The following is a 16,863-nucleotide window of genomic DNA, read 5'->3' on the forward strand; positions in this document are numbered from 1 at the left end:
GATTTAATTATCCTATCGCTGCGGAAGTAATCAGAATTTTCGTGCAATATTACGTTGCCAAAATTGTTAAGCAATATTTCGCCAACAGTGTCTTCTAAAGTTTCACCCACAGCTACACAACCGGGTAAATCAGGGACATAAGCGCCGTAACTAGTTTCTCCTTTTTCAATCACAACTGTATAACGCATTACTCTTCCTCCAATTGAGCTTGTCTCCAGATATTTTTAAGAGTACCAATTGACACATTCACGTTTGGCTTACCAGACTACTAGCGTTGGGGAGCGATCGCTTCATGAATCGAGTGGCTCAAAATGAAATGCTAAAGTTAATAATCAAGCTTTTCCAGAGCTACATTCTCTCTCTCCCAGATAAAATTTATATATGAACGCTACACAAGAAAAACTAAAAGTTCAGCTAAGAGCCGCAATAGTTGCGGCTTTTGGCGCTGATTTTGCTGGAGTAGATCCAATTTTGGTTTCTGCTAGCAATCCTAAATTTGGTGATTATCAGGCGAATGTGGCTTTATCCCTGAGTAAAAAGAAAGCATTGCAACCAAGAGCGATCGCAGGTGCGATCGTTGATAAATTAGATGTATCCGAAATCTGCGAACCGCCAGAAATCGCTGGCCCAGGATTTATCAATCTGAAACTGAAAACGGCATACCTCGAAGCACAACTGAACGAGATTCAAGCTGATTCTAGACTGGGAGTTCCAGCCGCGAAAACGCCGAAGCGCGAAATTGTCGATTTTTCCAGTCCGAATATTGCCAAAGAAATGCACGTCGGACACTTGCGTTCTACGATTATTGGTGATTCCATCGCCCGGATTTTAGAATTTCAAGGACACGATGTTTTACGGTTAAATCATGTAGGTGATTGGGGTACGCAGTTTGGCATGTTAATTGCCTATCTGCGGGAAGTTTACCCAGATGCACTTACCACCGCTAATGCTTTAGATATTGGTGATTTAGTCTCTTTTTACCGCAAAGCTAAACAACGGTTTGATACAGATGCAGCTTTTCAAGAAACAGCGCGGCAAGAAGTCGTAAGATTACAAGCAGGTGCGGAGGATACACTTCATGCTTGGAAACTGCTGTGCGAACAATCACGGCAAGAGTTTCAAATAATTTATGAGTTGCTGGATATCAAGTTAACTGAACGGGGTGAATCTTTCTATAACCGCTTATTACCAGGAGTTGTGGAAGATTTAGAAAAATCTGGATTACTGGTAGAAAACCAAGGGGCAAAATGCGTTTTTCTAGAAGGGTTTACAAATAGAGAAGGTGAACCTTTGCCATTAATTGTGCAGAAATCAGATGGTGGTTATAACTATGCCACAACAGATTTAGCATCTCTCCGCTACCGGATTCAGCAGGATCAAGCAAAGCGGATAATTTATGTAACAGATGCTGGACAAGGAAACCACTTTGCTCAATTTTTCCAAGTAGCACGCAAAGCTGGATGGATTCCCGATGATGTGGAATTAGTGCATGTACCCTTTGGGTTAGTGTTAGGAGAAGATGGTAAAAAGTTCAAAACACGTTCTGGGGATACTGTGCGGTTGCGGGATTTATTAGATGAAGCTGTTTCTCGTGCCCATGCTGACCTAAAAACTAGATTACAAGAAGAAGAACGCCAAGAAACTGAAGACTTTATTAATGAAGTTGCTAGGGTAGTTGGGATCAGTGCAGTTAAATATGCAGACTTAAGTCAAAACCGCACTAGTAACTACATTTTCAGCTACGACAAAATGCTGGATTTCAAAGGTAATACTGCGCCCTATATGTTGTATGCTTATGCCCGGATTCAGGGAATTAGCCGCAAGGGTAATATTAACTTTAAGGAGTTGGGAAACAATGCTGTTTTGTTACAGCATGAAACAGAATTAGCTCTAGCAAAATATTTACTTCAACTGGATGAAGTTATTAGTAGTGTAGAGCAAGACTTGCTACCTAATCGTTTATGTGAGTATTTGTATGAACTGAGTAAAAAGTTTAATCAGTTTTATGACCGTAATCAGGGAGTTCAGGTTTTGGAGGCGGAGGAACCGCAACGGACATCACGCTTGGTTTTATGTGATTTGACCGCTAGAACTCTGAAGTTGGGATTAGAGTTGCTGGGAATTGGGGTATTGGAGAGGATGTAATTTTTTTTAACGCAAAGGTAGCGCATAGGCGCTTCGCTTTCCCGCAGGGTAGGTACGCAGAGTAAGAGCTAAACTGATTTTTTCTTTGTGTACTTTGCGGTTTTTTAATTAGAATTGCTGGACTTGGAGGCGATCGCAAATGGTACGGACACCATCTAAAAACATAACTTTGGCAGAGTTTCTGAAGCTACCAGAAACGAAACCAGCTAGTGAATACATCGATGGTCAAATTATTCAAAAACCAATGGCACAGGGGAAGCACAGTACAATTCAAGGTGAAATGGTTAGCACTATTAACTTAACGGTAAAGCCCAAGCGCATTGCACGAGCGTATCCAGAACTGCGGTGTACTTTTGGTGGAAGGTCAATAGTGCCAGATGTTTCTGTGTTTACTTGGCAAAGAATTCCTCGTGACGAAAATGGTCAAGTTGCCAATGTATTCAAAGCAGCTCCCGATTGGACTATCGAGATTCTATCACCTGACCAAAGACAAACGAAAGTTACAAAAAATATTCTGCATTGCCTGAATTATGAAACACAAATGGTTTGGTTGATCGATCCAGAAGAACAAACGGTATTTGTGTACATTCGCAATCAACAGCCAGTCATGTTGGATGAATTAGAAGCTTTACTTCCTGTGCCAGATTTTGCAAGTGAGTTGAGGCTGACAGTAGGAAATTTATTTGGTTGGCTGTTGGAGTAAACCAAACCCTGACAAATTGAATAAGGAAATACACCAAGTGCAACAGGTTTTATGGGTAGGAATCGGTTGTAAACGGGGAACATCATGGCAGTTGCTCGATCAAGCAATTGAGCAAATATTTCGAGAAAATCAACTTTTTCAAAGTGCGATCGCAGGGATTGCTACCATTGACACTAAAGCTTCGGAAGTTGGTTTAATAGAACTTTGCAACCTACGCAATTTGCCCCTAAAAACCTTTTCTGCTCAAATCCTTCGCTCTGTCTGTGTCCCCAACCCTGCCACAATTACCGACCACAAAGTAGGTACACCTAGCGTAGCAGAAGCAGCTGCTATTCTTGCAGTTATTCAAACCCCATTGTTGACTGCTTCCCCTTTTACCACCATAGAAGCATTGGCAGTGAGATTCGTAATTCCTAAACAAATTTTCCAGCTAAAAGGGCAACCAGGAGCGGTAACGCTAGCTGTTGCCCAAGCCTCAAATATGAGTATTACAAAACCTAATTAATTTATCTAGTCAACAACTCTTAAAAAATAGTTAATTACACTAGAAACAATAGCTAGCACAATGGAACCTAACAAAGCAGGTAAAAAGCCCTGAATCTCAAAACCAGAACCAGGAGTCAAGGTACTTGCTAACCAAAGGGTTAAAGCGTTGATTACCAATGTAAATAAACCAAAGGTGAGCAAGGTAATTGGAAAAGTCAAAATCTGTAAAATTGGTCTAACAAATGCATTAACCAGACCAATAACAAGGGCAGCTATCAAGGCAGTCAAAAAATTCTTGATAAAGAATCCCGGAACGATATTAGCAGTCAGAAATAACGCCACCGCAGTACCGAACCAAGTTAATAAAAAGTGTTGCATAAGTTTTTTTAGAGGAATTAGCAGTAAGTTTAATTAATTTCACTATTTACAGCTGTGATCTGTAACACTATCAGGTGTCGTTGTGCTTGACTCTTAAAGTTGCCATCATCTTTTGTCAGCCCAAAAGCAATGTAATTTTTTTGTGCTGGCATAGAGAGATACTTTTAATCGGTGTATCTTTATCGTATTGCAGGATGTACCACGAATTAAATTCATCAAAAATTAATTGAGCAGCCAAAATTCTATAGAGGTTTCTCGACCGAGAGAAACCTCTGTACCTAAAAGAGGGTATTTACCACTAGCAAGTTCCAAAGTCATTAAGGAAACTGCCAAAATTGCACTATAGTGGATGGCAACTTTAGTATCAGCCTAACGCTGTTGGGGCTAACGCCGCAAAAGAACCTCCCAGGTAGAGCCACCAACTACACCGTCAGCTTCTAAACCATAGCGCGTTTGTGCAGCTTTCACAGCTGCTTCGGTTGTCTCGCCAAAGTCTCCATCGGCATCGCCTTTTAATAAACCAAGCTTTTTCAGTTGTTGCTGCAACTTAACAACTTCAGAACCACGTAATCCTATACGCAAAATTGGCAATCCTTCTGAGGTGTATTGAATACCAGGGGTTCGCTTAGTGGTTGTGTTTAGCTGAGTTCGATTAGTTTGTCCAGTCCGTGTAGTTGATTGACTTCCAGTAGTTGATGTAGTACGCTTCGGCGTTTTTTGTGTGCTTGAAGTTGTAGTTTTTCTTGGGGTAGCAGGTCTTGGCTCAGGGCTAGTCGCAACTCGTGTTACAGCTTTTTTCGGGGTAGTAGCTCTTTGTTCAGGGCTAGTCGGAACTTGTGTTACAGCTTGTCTTGGAGGATTAGGATTTGCAACGTTGGTGAGGTTGCTAGCCTGGGTTGGAACAGGAAAATTGTTAGCTGAGTTAAATCTTGGCTGAGATGAAGGGATGGTTGATGCTGCTACTGGTTGATTAGGGAAAAGTCGTTGCCAAGTGCTGGCATCAACAATGCCATCTGGATTCAAACCAGCAGCTTGTTTAAACCGGGAAACAGCACTGGCTGTATTCTCACTATATGTACCATCTACAGCACCAGAATAAAAACCCAAAAGTTTCAGAGCTGCTTGAAGTTCAGATACGCGTTCGCCTTGGCTACCAACTTTGAGGATAGGGCGGTTGATGCTATCTTGAGGATTTATTTGGGCAATTTTTTGTGGCGCTGCTATTGATACTACAGCCGTTGAGGCAATAATTAGAGGCGTAGTGGAGAACAAGAGTATTTCAATGGCTAATAAAGATTTAGACCTCCTTGGCCACCGACCCTTTGGCCGTTTTTCCATCCTACAGCGATTTACAGTTGGGTCTAGTAATTTTAAGTAACTCAAAATACTTGCTGTCAGGCTGCTTTGCATGGAATTCACTCCCAGAATATTCTCATGCTAATGGTACAGCCGCTTGGTCTAAAAAACAGCTGCTGCATTTTACGATTCTACATTTTCAGTTATGCGATCGCTCGATTAATTGCTTCTTCTTGACCAACTAAAGACAAGTAAGGCTCTTTTAAATACTTACGAGCTGAAGCGATGGCATCCTTGGCAGTCACCGCCGCAATCAATTCTTGGAACTTTGTATCAAAATCAATTCCTAAGCCCAAAATTTCATACCAACCGTATATCTGAGCAATTTGCCCGTTCGTTTGTTTACCCAAGGCGTACTGCCCCAAAATCTTATTTTTAGCAGCTTGAAGGGCGCTATCAGATACTTCGGTGGTAGACAATAAATCTACTTCTGTACGCAGTCCTTCTAGGGCGATGCTGGTATTTTCCGGTGCTGTACCCATATAAACCACAAATGAGGCTGGAAATAGCCTTGTGGAGTAAAAGGCGGATACTTCGTAAGCTAAACCGCGCTTTTCCCGCAATTCAACAAACAAGCGACTAGAAAGCCCATTTCCCAAGTAGGTACACAGCAACTTCAGTGCGGCGTAATCAACAGAACTCACTGATGTTCCCAAATAACCAAGCATCACGATTGATTGTTGTGTTTGTACTGGCTTAACTCTTACCTGCGGTTCCACCTTAATTTCAGGTAAATTCAGTATTGGTAGTGCTTGGGCTGGCGCTTGCCAATCAGCAAAAACTTCTTCCACCAACGCGGTTGCATCTGTGGCTGTGACTCTACCTGCAATACTAATTACTACATTATCTGGACGGAAATAAGTCTGGTGATAATCCACTAAATCTGCACGATTTAAGCTACTCATGGTGGTTTCATCTCCCAGCACCGACATGGAATATGGATGATTTTGGTACATTACCTGCCGCATTTGTTCAAAGGCGACATTGAACGGTTGCTCTTTTTGAGAACGAATATCCTGGAGTGCTAAACGCCGTTCTAGTTCCACTTGAGTTTCGGGAAAAGTAGGCGATCGCAAAATCCGCCCTGCCAATGTTAGAATTTCTCCAAAATCGGATGTTACCGTCTTGAAAGATAGCAAAAAATAATCAGTGCCAGCATCCGCGCTCAAACTCGCCCCTACAGACTCGACTTTTTCTGCAATTTCCAAACTAGAAAGTCCATCGCAGCCCTTTGTCATCACTGCTGATAGCAAATGTGCCAACCCTGCTTGCTCCCGGTTTTCGTTACAACTACCGGCACGCACAAAGATTCGTGCTGCAATAATATCCGCAGCAGGATTTTCTGCCACCAGCACGACAATGCCATTGTTCAATACAGTGCGATGGATAGGCGATTTTTGCAGCAAGGTTGTCATTTATCGTTTGTCCTTTGTAATTTGTCCTTTGTTATTGGTCATTTGTCTTTTGCTAATGACTAATAACTAATGACTAACACGGTTTAAGTACAGTAACCGCGTAATTCTCTGGGGAAAGATACTGTTTAGCTAATTTTTGCAGTTCTTTGGCATCAAAAGACTGAATCTGCTGCGGATATGTCACAGCTAATTCAGCTTGGGCGATGGTATTGTAATATCCATAAAGCCCTGTCAGTTGATTTGGCGTTTCGGTAGAAAACGCATACTCATTACATAGTAGCCTGCGTGTACGGGCAAGTTCCTGTTCACTAATTCCTCTAGTCTGCAAATCATCCAAATGAGCGCAAATTAAAGACTCAACTTCCTCCAGATTTTCTGGTTCCAACCAGGCAGTAATTGTAAATAAGCTTGATTCCCGTTGTAGAGAAAAACTACTGTAAATTCCCTGCACCAATTGCAAATCTTCTCGCAAATCACGCACTAAACGCGAAGTTCGCCCTTCTGCGAGTAACACTGATAACAAATCTAAACCAAAGCCAGTGCGGATTTCTTCTACTCCGGGTACGAGCCACGCCATCAACAATCGCGCTTGTTCTATGCGCGGTAAACAGAGTTCTTGACGGTGAATTCCTGTTATTACTGGCTTTGTGACTTTCTCAAACTGCGGACAATTAGAGCGTTCGGCAAAATCAGCAAATGAATTATTTACTAGTTCCCAAGCTGGTTGCTGGGCTATACCCCCAGCAATTACCACCGTCATATTTTCCGGCTGATAGTGAGTGCGGTGAAAACAGCGCATTGCTTCTGGCGATTGCTGCATCAGTTCTTGCTCTGTACCCAACACCGAACGTCCGTAAGGGTGATGCGGATAGATGCTTTGAATCAGGGCTTGAAATCCTATCCAGTCGGAATCGTCCTGACAAGAACGAATTTCCTCTAGCACCACGTCCCGTTCGCGGCTAAATTCATCTTCTGGAATTGCCGCATTCAGCAGGAGTTCTCCCAAATGGGGCAGAGTATCTTTTAAATAAGGAGCAGCTGTGGTGAGTGAATAATGAGCATAATCATAGCTTGTCGCCGCATTACTGACGCCTCCCCGATTTTCAACTTGGGAATCGAACATTCCAGGGGGTAGCGTTGCCGTACCTTTAAAAATCATGTGTTCTAAAAAGTGCGCCATGCCAAACCACGGTTTTGGCTCTAAGCTGGCTCCAGCACGCACCCAAACATCCGCCACAACTACAGGAGTAGTGGGAATTTCTTGATGAATAAAAGTTAAACCACTCTCTAGTCGGAAGACCGAGGCTGGAAATAGGGTATTAGTTAGTTGTTTTAACAATTTTTTGTAGTTTTAACCACAATTTCAGATAATTTTGTTATCTTAACTCTGAATGATACCTATTTTAGAATCAAGTTATACAGATTTTGTAGAATTTTGCTGTTGTTGTTCTTTGCACTACCGAAAAATTAGAAGTGTTATGCATTGAGAGGAAAATTCCAAATTAATTAAGACACTGGAATCTCAATGACAAATTCTGTTCCTTCGCCAAGCACAGAATTGCAACTCAACCGCCCATCATGGGTTTCCTCGACAATTTGACGAGCGATGGCTAATCCTAATCCCGTTCCCTTTCCAACCTCTTTAGTTGTAAACAGGTGGTCAAAAATCCGCGATCTAATCTCCTCTGGCATCCCCTGAGCGTTATCTTTGATGCAAATTGTTACTGTGCGTTGGTCACTGGATACTTCAGTGTGAATTAGTATTTGCTGATGATCGGCTTTCACTTGGGCGAAAGAACGCCCTTGAATGGATGTATCGAAGACATCAATTGCATTAGCGAGGATGTTCATAAATACTTGATTTAGCTGTCCTAAAAAGCACTTGACTTCTGGTAATTTTCCATATTCGGTGATGACTTCGATCGCTGGACGTTTTTCGTCAGCTTTGAGGCGATACTTCAAAATCAACAGCGTACTCTCAATCCCTTCATGAAGATTACAAGCAACTTTTCCGGCTGTATCGGCTCTGGAGAAGGTGCGGAGACTGTTACTAATGTCTTCAATGCGATCGCTTGCCATCTTCATCGAACTTACTAGCTTTGGTAAGTCTTCAGTTAGGAATTCTAGGTCAATTTTTTCGCTATGCTTAATGACTGCGATCGCAGGAGTCGGATAATGTTGTTGGTAGGATTGGATATGAGCGAGTAAGTCTTGAGTATACTCTTGGGCATTGTTGAGGCTGCCTTTGAGAAATCCAATGGGATTATTAATTTCATGTGCCACCCCAGCAACTAAATTACCCAAGGTTGCCATTTTTTCATTTTGCACCATTTGTAGTTGGGCTTGCTCAACTTCTTGCAGCGATCGCTCTAGTTGATGGGCATAATTTTGAGATTCTTGATAAAGGCGGGCATTTTCTAGAGAGATGGCGGCTTGAGCGCATAGTAGTTGGATAACTTCGGTGCGATCGCTCGTAAATGCACCAATTGTCAGCGCATTTTCTAAATATAGCAGCCCGATAAGTTTACCTTGATTTAATATCGGCGTACACAACACACTCTTAGGTTGTTGCTGCATTAAATATGGATCGGGGATAAAATCAGTTTGTGCTGTTGCATCATCCAGCACAACAGTTTTTAAACTGCGTTTGACAGAGTTTATCAGTGTAAGGGGAATGCCTTCGCTGATTGACAATGGTACAGATAGCAGGGTGATTCCTTCATTGATGGTAGCTATGGTTTCAAGCACTAAGTCGTCCTGTTGGAGTACCAGCAATGCAGCTTTTTGTGCCCCAGCATTTTCCATCACCACTTGCAATAGTGTAGTAAGTAATTGCTCTAATTGAATTTCACTGGAGAGAGCTTGTGAAGCTTTAAAGATGGTGGACAAGTCGAGGACTTCAGAAATACTGCTACTAGAAATATTTGTGTGGATGGTTTGATTTGGTAATGATATCTCGATGGTTGAACTCAATTTAAAGCAATTAAGTTGTCCTTGTAAGATGGGAACAAGGAGTTGGGGATAGCGTTTTTCTAAATCTTCGGTTTTGGCTTTAGCACCCCAACGGGCATAGCAATAATAAGCTTCTTGCATGTAAGCTTGGGCGATTTTTTCTTTGCCCCAGTCGAGGTAGAACTTGGCAGCCAACTCATTACTCAAAGCTTCTTCTTGGATGTATTCGTTTTCTTTAGCAAGAGAAATGGCGCGATCGTAAAGTTCCATTGCTTTGTTCTTTTGCCGCAAAATCCGATGCCGTTCTGCTTCGATTAAGTAAAATTTGTGTTGATGATTTCTTGGGGCGTGATGCGCCCATTTTTTCAGCTTTTTTTGATAGGATGTTACTTTTTTAAGAATCTGCTTTTTCTCGGTAGCTTTTGCTGTTGAATAGAGAATCAGTTGCGTTAGTGCCTGATAAAAATAAACTATTGGTACAACTGCTGCCGATGTTACCCCATCTAAATAGGTTATTGCATTAATTGCAGCCTCAGATGCTCCGGTATAGTTTTCAAATAGGTAGCAAAGTATCAGTTCATTGGTATAGCTAAAGCACAATCCAGTGCGATCGCCTGCTTGCTTTTGTAATGGACAAATAGTTTGTGCATCATAAATAGCACCCGATAAGTAACTGGGATTAGTAGATCCCAACAAATTCAACATGGCTTGGCGAAATGAATTAATATACGTCTGAGGTTTTTCTTGTTTGAAATGGCTGTAAACTTCAGCATAGTCACCCATCTGTTTTTCTAACTCAGCCAATTCCTGCCCCATCAAGTATCCATGAAAACTACAGCTATAGCTAGCCCAAGCAGCATATTCTATATCTCCTGTTTCTAAACCCACTTGATAGGCTTCGATTAATGGTGCAATTGTGTCTTGAAGGGGTTGATGCCAGTGATTAATAAATGTTTGAACAATGAAGAAAGTTCTAGCTTTGAATTCCTTGCTATGGAATTTGTCGAGAACTTGTAATGCTAATTGACCAAATTTATAACCTGACTCAATATTTCCCAGAATGCCACACTCAATCAATCCATACCAAGCATAGCCAAATGCAGATGCTGCTGCATTACCGTACTGCATCGATAAATTGACTTCGCTCAAGATTATTTGTGGGAGTAAATCTGGACGAGCAATATAAGCCGTTGAATTCGTACTAGCCAGAATTCGGATTGCTGCCAGTTGTTTGTCCCTCGTCATGTCAGGTAAATCAATCAAACTTAAAGGAGATTTACCTAAAAGTCGTAATTTTGTTTGGGCTAAACTAAGGAATGTTTGCGTTTGATTTGCTCGATCGGATAGTTTGACACCTAAGAGATTTAGCAGTGCGATCGCACTCCGAATCGAATCATCAAAACGACTCTGAGCTAAATAAGATTGAATTTGGATCTCAATCGATTTCACTTTATCTAGTAAGACGTTAGCATGGTCTTGCACTTGCTTAACAAACTCTTCTACCTGGTCAAATTGACCCATGAAATAGGCTGCCGAAGCAGCTTCTTCATACAAGGCTAATGTGAGTGAATATTGTTGCTGCCAGCTATCTGTTCTCAATAGCTGAATACCGCAACTGATATATTCCATTGTATTAGCATAAGCAGTGGATAGTTTGGCTTTTTGCCCAGCCAGCAAATTTAACTTTGCTAATTGTTCTCTCTCAGACGCCTGAGTGATTAGCTTTACACCAATATTCAACTGATTAACAATCTCAAAAATTCTCTCTTCCTGCTTTATAATGGATATTTTGCTTAATAGCAGTTGGCCAATTTGCAGATGGATGGATTGCTTTTTTGACTCTGGGATTAATGCATAAGCTGCTTGTTGAACGCGATCGTGTAAAAATTTATAATTTACAGTTAGCGAGCTTTGTGCTAAATCCTGTGTTTCCCGCCCAACATAGAATTTGTAAACTTCGCTTTGTGGTATGATTAATCCCTCTTGTAATCCTTTCCAGAGGTATGTTGCTGTTTCGGTTTCGGAATTTTCAGAAACAATTGCCAATGTTGCCAAATCAAATTGATTCCCAATACAAGCCGCTAATTTCAAAACATCCTGCGTTGATTCTGGCAATTTACGCAACTGTAACACCATAAAGTCAACCACATCATCTGTCAAGGCTAACGCTTTCAACTGGGCAATATTACACTGCCAGCTTCCGCTATCTAAATCAAACTTAATTAGCCTATCTTGATACAGTGCTTTGAAAAACTGTGTACTAAAAAATGGATTTCCCTTAATTTTCTGATAAACTAACTGTGTGAGTATTTCTGTAGTTTCTAGCGAACAATTTAGGGTATCAGCAACCAGTTGATTTAAACTTCTTTCACTCAACGGAGCTAATGTAATTTTGTTAATAGTAGCATTAGCTTTGGCAATTTCATCTAATGTCAATATCAATGGATGAGCAGCAGAAACTTCATTATCCCGATAAGCACCAATTAAAAGTAAAGATCCACTTCCTGACTCATTCATCAGCAACTGCATCAATTTGAGCGATGTAGAATCGGCCCATTGCAAATCATCGAGGAAAATTACTAATGGATGTTCTTTTGTGGTGAATACTTGAATGAACTTTTGAAAGAGTAAATTAAAACGATTCTGGGCTGCATTGGGTGAAAGTTCCGTTGCAGGTGGTTGTTGACCAATAATTTGTTCTAGTTCGGGAATTACCTCAAGAATGACTTGCCCCTGCTCGCCCAGCACTTGTAAAATTTTATTTTTCCAAGTTGACAATTGGGCATCACTTTCACTCAGTAATTGCCCCATTAAGTCTCTAAACGCCTGCACAAAAGCAAAGAAGGGAATATTACGATTAAATTGGTCAAATTTGCCTTTGATGAAGTAGCCCCTTTGCCGGACAATGGGTTTATGAACCTCATTGACCAAAGCAGTTTTACCAATACCAGAAAAACCAGCCACCAGCATTAGTTCCGTCTGATTGTTGGTAACCCTGTCAAATGCTTTTAGCAGAGTTTCAACTTCATGCTCGCGACCATAGAGTTTTTCTGGGATAATGAAGCGATCGCACACATCCCGTTGAGCAATTAGGAAACTTGCAATTTTCCCCGTTTCTTTTAGTTGATGTAAACAATTTTCTAAATCATATTTCAGCCCAAATGCACTCTGATAGCGGTCTTCGGCATTTTTCGCCATCAACTTGCTAACAATAGATGAGAGTACAGGCGGAATTTGCGGATTAATCTCATGTACTAAAGGCGGAAGTTTGGCAATATGACAATGTAGCAATTCCATCGGTTCGTGCGATTTAAATGGTAATTCCCCAGTTAGTAACTCGTAAAATGTTACACCCAGTGAATAAAAGTCAGTCCGGTAATCAATTCCCCGATTCATGCGTCCAGTTTGCTCTGGAGATAAATAGCCGAGTGTCCCTTCTAACACATTAGGACTCATCAGGATTTGAGTTTCTCGTGGTAACAGAGATGCAATACTAAAGTCAATTAACTTAACTTCTTTAGTTTCTGGATTAATTAAAATATTGGCGGGTTTAATATCTTTGTGAATGATCCGATTACGAATTACAATATCTAATGCATTACACAGAGCGATCGCAATTTGTAAAAACTCCATCAGAGATTCGACTCTTCCCCCCACTCTCCATTCCTTCAAGGAAATTCCCCCAAAGTCTTCCATCACTAACGCATAGCCATTCTGATAGGATTCCAGGCTGTAGGTTTGGATGATTCCAGGTAGATTCAGATTTTTGGCGATGGTGAACTGGTTGCGAAACTGTACCAATTCACTGAAGCTGGGATAAGCAGTTTTCATCAGCTTAATCACCACAGATTTTTGGTCAGTCTCTCGATTAGCGCGATAAACTAAGGTTCTTGAACCGTTGTAGAGTTCTTGGCTAACGTCATATCCGGGAATGCTGACCATAGGGTTTAATTCTTGAGACTTTACTATCTAGTTTTCCCAAAAATATGGCAATATTTACTGTAAGTTCGCTCATTTTAAATGAAGATTCATCGAACTCACGTTAGTTTAGAATTTCTAATTTTTAGTACGACTAATACTGATTTAAATAATTAAAGCTCCCAAATTCTCATTGACTTTGGAAGCTAATAATTTTAAGTTCACCGCGACGCCGTTTTACCTAAGTTTATGACCTGGGTTTATCCAGGTGGGAACCTAAATTCCTCGTTTAAAGTTTCCGGGTACATGCCCGGTATACTGCCACGAGAACAGTTGACTCCCTTGTCATTAAAGGCATAGATCAAAAAACTTGATGGCAGTCACCAACGTCGTAGTTGAACTTAACTCATTATAGCTTTTCAAAAGATGTTGTGTGTTCAACATCGAAAGTTTCTGAAAATTTACCTGGGATACCAGATAGATTCTATGCTGTGGGCGATGGCACTTCTCGATTCTCGATTCTGATTATCTAGCAAAACGGTGACATGCCCCAACTTCCGTCCAGGACGTGATTGAGTCTTCCCATACCAGTGAACGTGTGCCTGGGGAATTTCTGCTATTTGTTGACGCTGGCTTTGGTAGTCGTTATGAGAATTTTCATACCCCAGTAGGTTCACCATTACAGCGCTGGCGCACTGCAAAGCCGGATTTCCTAAAGGTAAACCACAAACTGCTCTCAGGTGCTGCTCAAACTGCGAAGTTTCACAGGCGTCAATAGAAAAATGCCCAGAATTGTGGGTACGGGGTGCAATTTCATTTACCAGGATTTTGCCATTAGTACCCAGAAATAGCTCAATTCCAAAAATGCCTACAACTTCTAGGCTATTTAATAGAGTATGTGCGATCGCTTGAATTTCTGCTACTTGATTAGGCGTAATCTCAGCTGGTGCAATTACCCGCCGACACACTTGTTGTTCTTGTTGGGTTTCCACCACTGGATAAGTTACAATTTCTCCTTCTACTGAACGAACTGCAATAATTGCTAGTTCTCTTTCAAAAGGGATAAATTCTTCTAACAAGAAAAGTGATTTATTTAAAGTTTTTGTTGTGGTTTTATAACTTAGCTTTTGCTCTAAAGTAGCAAAATCCTGAATTATGAAAGTACCTTGACCATCGTAACCGTGGCGACGGGATTTGAGGACTGCTGGAAAACCTAGATATTCTATTTGTGATTTGAGATTTTCTACCTCGTCAAGAGCTAGAAATTGGGGAACAGGTAAGCCTAAGTCGCGTAAATAGCAACGCTGATGATATTTATCTAAAAGAGGAGCTAAAGCTTCTAATCTGGGACGAAAACAAACACCTTGGTGTGCTAAAATAGATAAAGCATCTAAGTTAACAAATTCGTTTTCAAAGGTGATAACATCGCATTTTTGAGCTAATATTTCCGTAGCAGTTGCGTCATCAACTGGGGCGAAAACAGTTTCTTTGGCAATTGACACAGCCGGGTCATGTTCACTAGGAGTTTGTACTACCAATTTTACTCCTAGCGTCTGTGCTGCATCCGCCATCATCCAGGCAAGTTGTCCGCCACCAATTACACCAACACGTTTCATTGACATCCTAAAGAATCACGAGTTTGCACGCCTGTTTTGGAATTCACACCACTGGCTTTACCGCACAGTTCTTTGATTTGCGCTCTATCCAAAATTGCATCTGTAAAATCTGCACCGTCTATATTCACATCATTAAATATGGCGCGGAGCAAAAGAGCTTCTTTGAAAACTGCATCGCTCAAATCTGCCTTAGTCAAGTTTACCTGATCAACCATTGCATTCGTTAAATCAGCCCCGTGGAGATTTGCATTCGTCATCACCGAAGCACTCATGACTGCTCCCCGCAAGTCAGCGTTAGAAAAGTTAGCCAGTTCCATATTGGCGTTAGAAAACTCCGCAGCTTGCAAGCTGTCACCAGAAAAATCACGTCTTGACAACTCTGCATTGCTAAATGAAAGCGGATGAGTCCAGTCTACAGCCAGTGCGGGATCAGCCACGCACCATATAATTATTCCTAGAAGGAATGCCAACCCTTGCCGCCATAATATATTGAAAGCTAATTTGGTGTCTAATCGCTGCATTTAATTACCGCATTTGAATATTAGCAAGACTGGAGCATCTTAATTAAGACTCCCAGCCTCGCTACTGGACTTGGGAAACGTGTATTTCCCTAGCTTAATATTTTGTAACGCAAAAAGGGTAGATGCGTAGCCTGTGGTAGACATCGCTTCTCCCCCTTAGTAGCTAGACGGCAATATAGCGTTTCCTAAGCAGCTTAGGTACACTCAAATCTTTTTTGCCAAGTTTAGTAACTTTGAAAACCTACCTTACCAGATCGGGAATCACTCTATTTACACATCACGCGCTTTGAAAAAATTATAGATAGCAAGAGCGATCGCTATAAGCAACACTGCATGAATGAAATTTCCGGCAATATGAAGTGCCAGTCCTAATCCCCAAAAAGCAATCAGTACAACAACAATACCCCAAAGTATACTCAACATATATTTGATTTGAATCAAGTAAGTTTTTATTTCATTAGATATCTTACTCCTAGCTTCACTTTGATTCTATTTACCCTTAGAGAGGTATAGAAATTTAAATCATCTTTCTTAAGAAATAAAATTAATTAAAAATTAACCTTTTGACCTTACCCGCAATTCCATTTCCTCTATGACTGAGCCTAAGCTTGTAGATTTGTTTACAATTCTTCATTTTAAGATTTGAATTTCTAGATATAAAGAGTTTTCTTAAGCAGTAATACTCATGAGCTTATTTACAATTCTTGATTTTCAATGTTTCAAGTAAAGTTTATTGTCTTTTAAATTTAACAACCTCCATCAACTGTTAATCTTTTAATTAATGAAAGTAAGGTTTGAGCGTTATTATATACGTCTCAACTTGCTTAACAAAGCTTAAAAATTGGATAATTAGCGTTAATTTTATAGCGAATTAGTTAGTTCTTCAGGAATCTCTAAGAGTTTACATTCACCAAGTACACAACTTCCACAAACCGAACTCTGAAACCCGATGATGAATCATTACTCACTTCAATGGATTGAGGCATGGTGCCAAGAAAATGGCTGGACAGATTTATTTGTAGAGCGACGTAACAACTTCTGGGCTTTCCCTCCGGGTGGGGTAATGCCGGAACCAATTCCAGTTCACGTTCTCAGAGTGATTAAAGCCGAGAAGGGGTTGACTTTTGAAGAAAGATTGTGGTCGATGTCCGCAGTAATTGGCACAATCCTAGCTGTTCTCTGTACCTTTTGGTTGCAATCACCAATGCCATTAGTTTTAGCTTTCGCTTTTAACGCCGTTACGGTAGCTCAATTTGAACTTGAAGATGCCTAAATTCTTATTTTGGGCTTTGCAATTAAAAACTGCTCTTGTCTACTTTCAGCAAGAGCAGTTTTTAATTTCAGAAAAAGAGATGAAATCACGATATATCGGT

General features: G+C 40.9%; 14 protein-coding genes and 1 other RNA gene. 4 read left to right on the plus strand and 11 right to left on the minus strand.

From position 1 onward, the window contains the following. Positions 1-188: type II toxin-antitoxin system HicB family antitoxin (locus tag V7K25_RS05815; RefSeq protein WP_335155919.1), on the minus strand; the 188-nt coding region annotated here is incomplete at its 3' end. A gap of 193 nt (positions 189-381) precedes the next feature. On the opposite strand from V7K25_RS05815, the gene argS reads away from it, so the two are divergent. The 3 genes from argS to V7K25_RS05830 all read left to right on the plus strand — a co-directional run bounded on the left by argS (position 382) and on the right by V7K25_RS05830 (position 3,353). Beyond that, on the plus strand, positions 382-2,145 hold the full coding sequence (argS, locus tag V7K25_RS05820) for an arginine--tRNA ligase (RefSeq protein WP_335155921.1): 1,764 nt from the start codon (positions 382-384) through the stop codon (positions 2,143-2,145). A 139-nt stretch (positions 2,146-2,284) separates the two neighbouring features. Continuing rightward, positions 2,285-2,848 (plus strand): Uma2 family endonuclease, encoded by a 564-nt coding sequence (locus tag V7K25_RS05825; protein ID WP_335155923.1) that lies wholly within the window; start codon positions 2,285-2,287, stop codon positions 2,846-2,848. A gap of 16 nt (positions 2,849-2,864) precedes the next feature. After that, complete coding sequence (locus V7K25_RS05830; protein ID WP_335155925.1) at positions 2,865-3,353, plus strand: cobalamin biosynthesis protein; 489 nt, start codon at positions 2,865-2,867, stop codon at positions 3,351-3,353. Positions 3,354-3,358: 5 nt separating this feature from the next. On the opposite strand, the gene V7K25_RS05835 is transcribed toward V7K25_RS05830, so the two are convergent. From V7K25_RS05835 to V7K25_RS05880, 10 genes are all read right to left on the minus strand, one after another. Continuing rightward, positions 3,359-3,712: a phage holin family protein gene (locus V7K25_RS05835; RefSeq protein ID WP_335155927.1), complete on the minus strand. Its 354-nt coding sequence runs from the start codon at positions 3,710-3,712 to the stop codon at positions 3,359-3,361. A 29-nt stretch (positions 3,713-3,741) separates the two neighbouring features. Beyond that, complete coding sequence (locus V7K25_RS05840) at positions 3,742-3,864, minus strand: hypothetical protein (protein ID WP_335155928.1); 123 nt, start codon at positions 3,862-3,864, stop codon at positions 3,742-3,744. A 232-nt stretch (positions 3,865-4,096) separates the two neighbouring features. Then, the gene (locus V7K25_RS05845) at positions 4,097-5,122 is read right to left on the minus strand and encodes a peptidoglycan-binding protein (protein WP_442948065.1); all 1,026 of its coding nucleotides are present in this window, start codon (positions 5,120-5,122) and stop codon (positions 4,097-4,099) included. Positions 5,123-5,211: 89 nt separating this feature from the next. Next, positions 5,212-6,483: a M16 family metallopeptidase gene (locus V7K25_RS05850; RefSeq protein ID WP_335155930.1), complete on the minus strand. Its 1,272-nt coding sequence runs from the start codon at positions 6,481-6,483 to the stop codon at positions 5,212-5,214. A gap of 73 nt (positions 6,484-6,556) precedes the next feature. Beyond that, on the minus strand, positions 6,557-7,822 hold the full coding sequence (locus V7K25_RS05855; RefSeq protein ID WP_335155932.1) for a M16 family metallopeptidase: 1,266 nt from the start codon (positions 7,820-7,822) through the stop codon (positions 6,557-6,559). Positions 7,823-7,989: 167 nt separating this feature from the next. Next, the gene (locus tag V7K25_RS05860; protein ID WP_335155934.1) at positions 7,990-13,377 is read right to left on the minus strand and encodes a trifunctional serine/threonine-protein kinase/ATP-binding protein/sensor histidine kinase; all 5,388 of its coding nucleotides are present in this window, start codon (positions 13,375-13,377) and stop codon (positions 7,990-7,992) included. Between the two features lie 193 nt (positions 13,378-13,570). Continuing rightward, positions 13,571-13,754, minus strand: a non-coding RNA gene (gene ssrS / locus V7K25_RS05865) — 6S RNA. A gap of 60 nt (positions 13,755-13,814) precedes the next feature. Continuing rightward, positions 13,815-14,969 (minus strand): 5-(carboxyamino)imidazole ribonucleotide synthase, encoded by a 1,155-nt coding sequence (locus tag V7K25_RS05870; RefSeq protein ID WP_335155936.1) that lies wholly within the window; start codon positions 14,967-14,969, stop codon positions 13,815-13,817. After that, a complete protein-coding gene (locus V7K25_RS05875; protein WP_335155938.1) occupies positions 14,966-15,490 on the minus strand; it encodes a pentapeptide repeat-containing protein in 525 nt (174 codons plus the stop codon). The genes V7K25_RS05870 and V7K25_RS05875 overlap by 4 nt, the downstream gene beginning before the upstream one ends. A 270-nt stretch (positions 15,491-15,760) precedes the next feature. Beyond that, positions 15,761-15,913, minus strand: coding sequence for a lmo0937 family membrane protein (locus V7K25_RS05880; RefSeq protein ID WP_335155940.1), 153 nt, complete (start codon positions 15,911-15,913; stop codon positions 15,761-15,763). Positions 15,914-16,439: 526 nt separating this feature from the next. On the opposite strand from V7K25_RS05880, the gene V7K25_RS05885 reads away from it, so the two are divergent. Continuing rightward, on the plus strand, positions 16,440-16,763 hold the full coding sequence (locus V7K25_RS05885; RefSeq protein WP_181373898.1) for a hypothetical protein: 324 nt from the start codon (positions 16,440-16,442) through the stop codon (positions 16,761-16,763). Positions 16,764-16,863 lie beyond the last annotated feature (100 nt).

This window comes from Nostoc sp. (genome assembly GCF_036919495.1).
GTDB lineage: Bacteria > Cyanobacteriota > Cyanobacteriia > Cyanobacteriales > Nostocaceae > Nostoc.

What these genes read in the sequence shown, in the direction of transcription:
- V7K25_RS05825 (WP_335155923.1), top strand. Translation starts at nt 2,285, where the DNA reads ATGGTACGGACACCATCTAAAAACATAACTTTGGCAGAGTTTCTGAAG.
- V7K25_RS05880 (WP_335155940.1), bottom strand. Translation starts at nt 15,913, where the DNA reads ATGTTGAGTATACTTTGGGGTATTGTTGTTGTACTGATTGCTTTTTGG.
- V7K25_RS05885 (WP_181373898.1), top strand. Translation starts at nt 16,440, where the DNA reads ATGATGAATCATTACTCACTTCAATGGATTGAGGCATGGTGCCAAGAA.
- V7K25_RS05840 (WP_335155928.1), bottom strand. Translation starts at nt 3,864, where the DNA reads ATGCCAGCACAAAAAAATTACATTGCTTTTGGGCTGACAAAAGATGAT.
- V7K25_RS05875 (WP_335155938.1), bottom strand. Translation starts at nt 15,490, where the DNA reads ATGCAGCGATTAGACACCAAATTAGCTTTCAATATATTATGGCGGCAA.
- V7K25_RS05860 (WP_335155934.1), bottom strand. Translation starts at nt 13,377, where the DNA reads ATGGTCAGCATTCCCGGATATGACGTTAGCCAAGAACTCTACAACGGT.
- V7K25_RS05870 (WP_335155936.1), bottom strand. Translation starts at nt 14,969, where the DNA reads ATGAAACGTGTTGGTGTAATTGGTGGCGGACAACTTGCCTGGATGATG.
- V7K25_RS05835 (WP_335155927.1), bottom strand. Translation starts at nt 3,712, where the DNA reads ATGCAACACTTTTTATTAACTTGGTTCGGTACTGCGGTGGCGTTATTT.
- V7K25_RS05845 (WP_442948065.1), bottom strand. Translation starts at nt 5,122, where the DNA reads ATGCAAAGCAGCCTGACAGCAAGTATTTTGAGTTACTTAAAATTACTA.
- V7K25_RS05850 (WP_335155930.1), bottom strand. Translation starts at nt 6,483, where the DNA reads ATGACAACCTTGCTGCAAAAATCGCCTATCCATCGCACTGTATTGAAC.
- argS (WP_335155921.1), top strand. Translation starts at nt 382, where the DNA reads ATGAACGCTACACAAGAAAAACTAAAAGTTCAGCTAAGAGCCGCAATA.